Annotated in this window: 6 protein-coding genes; 5 read left to right on the forward strand and 1 reads right to left on the reverse strand. The window is 69.2% G+C overall.

Features of this window, described 5'->3' with window-relative positions:
* The 5 genes from AC2VON_RS22425 to AC2VON_RS22445 form a co-directional block, all read left to right on the forward strand.
* Positions 1-245 (forward strand): antitoxin VapB family protein (locus AC2VON_RS22425; protein ID WP_486954839.1); only part of this gene is annotated, 245 nt, incomplete at its 5' end.
* A complete protein-coding gene (locus AC2VON_RS22430) occupies positions 242-634 on the forward strand; it encodes a type II toxin-antitoxin system VapC family toxin (RefSeq protein WP_486954840.1) in 393 nt (130 codons plus the stop codon). The genes AC2VON_RS22425 and AC2VON_RS22430, both read left to right, overlap by 4 nt.
* A 72-nt stretch (positions 635-706) precedes the next feature.
* Positions 707-1,009: a type VII secretion target gene (locus AC2VON_RS22435; protein ID WP_486954841.1), complete on the forward strand. Its 303-nt coding sequence runs from the start codon at positions 707-709 to the stop codon at positions 1,007-1,009.
* 3 nt (positions 1,010-1,012) lie between these two features.
* A complete protein-coding gene (locus AC2VON_RS22440; RefSeq protein WP_486954842.1) occupies positions 1,013-2,335 on the forward strand; it encodes a hypothetical protein in 1,323 nt (440 codons plus the stop codon).
* A 198-nt stretch (positions 2,336-2,533) separates the two neighbouring features.
* A complete protein-coding gene (locus tag AC2VON_RS22445; RefSeq protein WP_486954843.1) occupies positions 2,534-2,758 on the forward strand; it encodes a hypothetical protein in 225 nt (74 codons plus the stop codon).
* Between the two features lie 411 nt (positions 2,759-3,169).
* Here AC2VON_RS22445 and AC2VON_RS22450 read toward each other — a convergent pair.
* The coding region (locus tag AC2VON_RS22450) for a hypothetical protein (protein WP_486954844.1) at positions 3,170-3,524 on the reverse strand (355 nt) is incomplete at its 5' end.

The raw sequence follows: 3,524 nt of genomic DNA on the forward strand, positions 1-3,524 counted from the left end.
TGGCCACCAAGACCATATCGATCGATCTCGAGGCATACGAACGCCTGCGAGCTGCCCGGCGTTCGCCCGACGAATCGTTTTCTCGTGTCATCAAGCGTGCGCACTGGCGCGACGAGGTTCCCACGGCGGCGGCGTTGCTCGGTGCACTCGCTGAGCTGCCGGCCGTGAGCGACGATGTTCTCCTGCGCCTCGATGACGCGCAGCGCTCCGATGCACCGCCGGAGGATTCGTGGCGCTCCGGTTGAGCGTCGACACAACGTTTCTCATCGACCTGCAACGCGAACAATCCGCCGGCGACGATGACGGCGCCGCGCATCGATTCCTCAAGCGCTCACCCGAGGCCGAGTTGTTTCTCTCCACGATCGCGCTGGGCGAGTTCGCTGAAGGATTCGACCACCTTGAGCACCCGACCGTCGCAGCCATGCGCTCGGGGCATACCCTCGTTCCGGTCGATGACCGAACGGCGCTGGTCTACGCAAGAGTGGTACGGGAGTTACGCCGCCGTGGCGAACTGATCGGCAGCAACGACCTTTGGATCGGTTGCACAAGCCTGCGATTGGGCATTCCGATCGTCACCGCCGACACGGCAGATTTCCGGCGGATTGACGGCCTCGGCATCGTGTCGTACCGCTAACGAACGGCTCGGCCGGTGCGCGCCGAGTCCTGATGCGGGAACCGGCCCGGCCCGCCCGCCGTCATATCCGTCATGGGACAACAACATGTCTATGCCGACACCACGGCGCTGCGCGCGGTGGCAGACCGGTTCGACGCCACCGCGGAGGCCATCGACGCCGTGGTGCGCACCCGGTTTACCAGGCTGGCGTTCGACGGAGCCAGCGCCGGGCGGGCTCATGCCGCCGGTGGTGATGCGCTGCGGCGTGCCCTGGACCGGTGGGCTGGTGAGTTGGCGAAGTGGTCGCGGGCCAGCGCCGAGATCGCGGCCGCCTTGCGGGTCGGCGCGGCTGGCTACACCGACGCCGAGCTGCGCGCGGAGACCCGGGTCGGCTGAGTTATGGCGGAGCGGTTCGACGTGTCCGCCCGGCTGGCCGAGGGCCGAGAAGCCGTGGAACACACCCAGACCTACGTGTCGGCCTGCCGGCTGCGCGGCTACCAGCATCCCGACCTGACCGCGCACGGCGCGCAGGTGCGCGACTGGTATGACAGCGAGGACGGCCTGGACCTGCGGCTGCTCGACGGTGACTGCGCCGAGCTGCGGGCGGTGGTCGATGCGGCCGAGGAGGCGCTGCGGGTGCAGCGCACGCAGACCGGTGAGCTCGGCGGGGCGTGGCGCGGGCCGGGGGCCGACGCCGCGGTGGGGTTTCTGCGCCGGCACTGCACGGCCGCGGAAGCGGTAGCCGCCGGGCTGCGCGTCGCCGCAGAGCAGTGCGCGGTGCTGCGCGACGAGCTGTGGCGGCTGGTCGACGACAAGGTGGCAACGGCGCTGGCCGCCGATGACCGCACTGGCGCGCAACGCCCGGCGTGGCTGGCCGCCGCGCACACCGTGATGGCCGGGGCCCGGGACGCGCAAGCCGCCGAGGACATCATCGACCATGAGGTAAAACCCTACGTGGACAACGATATTGGCACCGAGTGGCTCACCGCGATGCGCTCGGCGCGGACGTCGGTGGCGGGCGCCTACGACGCGGCTGCCGCTGCGGCGGCGCCCGCGCCCGGGATGGTATTCCAGATACCCGCCGAACTGGGCCCGCGCTACCAACCCGACGAGCCGGTGCCGCCGGCTCCGATGGCGCCGATCGCCCCGCTCGCCGCGGTGGAACCGCCACCCGACCCGCCGCCGGCCCGGCCCGAGCCGGTGCCAGCGCCCGCCGCGCCGCCCGACCCATCGCCCGGACCGGTCGGCGGTGCTGCGCCCACCGACGCTGCCCCGCCCACCGACGCGGGCCTGCCCGGCGGGTTCGGCCTGCCCACCGGCGCAGGCCTGCCCCTCGGCGGCGGGGGTCTCGGCGGTCTGATCCCGCGGATCGCCGACGCGATCGGCGGGCTGGGATCACCCGACGACGTCCGCACCGAGCACGGACTCGGCGAGCCGCTCGACGACGGGCCCGCGCGAGACGACGCCGACGGTGCCGATGACGCCGATGATGCCGACGACGCCGACGACACAGGCGACGAAGTCGAGCCTGCTGGCGAATCCGATCAGCCCGAGACAGAGCCCGAGCCGGCGGAGCCCGCAGACGAGGTCGCCGCCACCCATGACGAGGCTGCGGTGCCCGCAGATCAACAGGCGGCTCCGGTACCGCCGAATCCGCAGGCCGGCGATGCGAAAACTCCGTGTGAAATCGCCGCCGACGAGTTGCCGCAGGCCGGGCAGTGATCCAGGCAAACCCCCTGGGAGTCACCCGCGCAGGGTGGACCAAGAGGCGCGACGCCAAGGGCAGCCACACGCTGTGGCAATGCAGTACGGGACGGCACACGGTTACCGTTCCCAGCGGACACCGCACCATCCGGCCAGGTGTCGTGCGGGTCGTCCGCAAGGCCATCGACACCTGCGACTGTGGAAAGGAGCGGTGACGTGGTTTATGAGGTACACGTGACCGGCCGCGAGGGCCGTTGGTGGGCTGTGGCGATTCCGCAACTCGGTGCGGACGCGGTTACGCAGGCTGCCCGACTCGCCGACGTCGCAGCCGAGGCACGCGACTACATCGCGGTCACCCTCGATGTCCGCCCGTCGACTGTGGACGTTCGGGTGACCGTGGACGACACACCGCATGCGCATGACGTTCAGGCTCGTTCTTAGCGGATTCTCGCCGCCCGGCGGCAAGCTCAGGCCCTTGAGGCTGCTGCGGTCGAGGATGCTGGCGCGCTGGTGCGGGAATTGACTCGCGACGGCGTGCCCATGCGCGACATCGCGACTCTGGTGGGTTTGTCTTTTCAGCGCGTCAGCCAACTCACCGGAAACGTCCGATAAGCAGCAATCCACTGGAGTCGGCCATTCCCGTCCGGCCACCCAACAGCCGGTGGGCGACCTGTATATCTACACCCTGACGGAGGTGGTACTGCACGAGGCTCGGTTAGGAAACGCTGATAGCGAAAAAGGTTGTAGGGCAGCATTTTTGACTCGTCACCGCACCAGGGCCATAAACGCGGCCTTGGCGGCGCCGGCCGGTGTCATTCCGTTGCGCGCGAAGTCAGCGCCACGCCGGCGCCGTCAAGACCGTTCGCTGAACGTGGTGACGACGAGCTGGGACACGCGACCGCGTGAAACCTCAAGGACGGCAGCAATATCGGTGACGGAGAATCCCTGCTCGCGGAGTTCCCGAGCGATCCTACGGCTTTCGTGACCGGCTTTGATCTGCTCGGCTTCGGCATGCCGGCGCATGTTGCGCATCGCGATGATCCGCTGACCGAGTTCGCCCAGGTCGGTCTCGAGGATGACGTGAACATCGGATTCAGGCGTCGCGGTCTGCGAGACGATGTAGTCGCGTGCTTCGTCGGCGGCGGTTGCAAGGGTACGGCTTTGGGTGACCCCGACGCCGTGGACGTGCAGTTCCCAGCCTTTTGCC

Source organism: Mycobacterium sp. TH-M82, assembly GCF_057473605.1.

What these genes read in the sequence shown, in the direction of transcription:
- AC2VON_RS22435 (WP_486954841.1), top strand. Translation starts at nt 707, where the DNA reads ATGGGACAACAACATGTCTATGCCGACACCACGGCGCTGCGCGCGGTG.
- AC2VON_RS22440 (WP_486954842.1), top strand. Translation starts at nt 1,013, where the DNA reads ATGGCGGAGCGGTTCGACGTGTCCGCCCGGCTGGCCGAGGGCCGAGAA.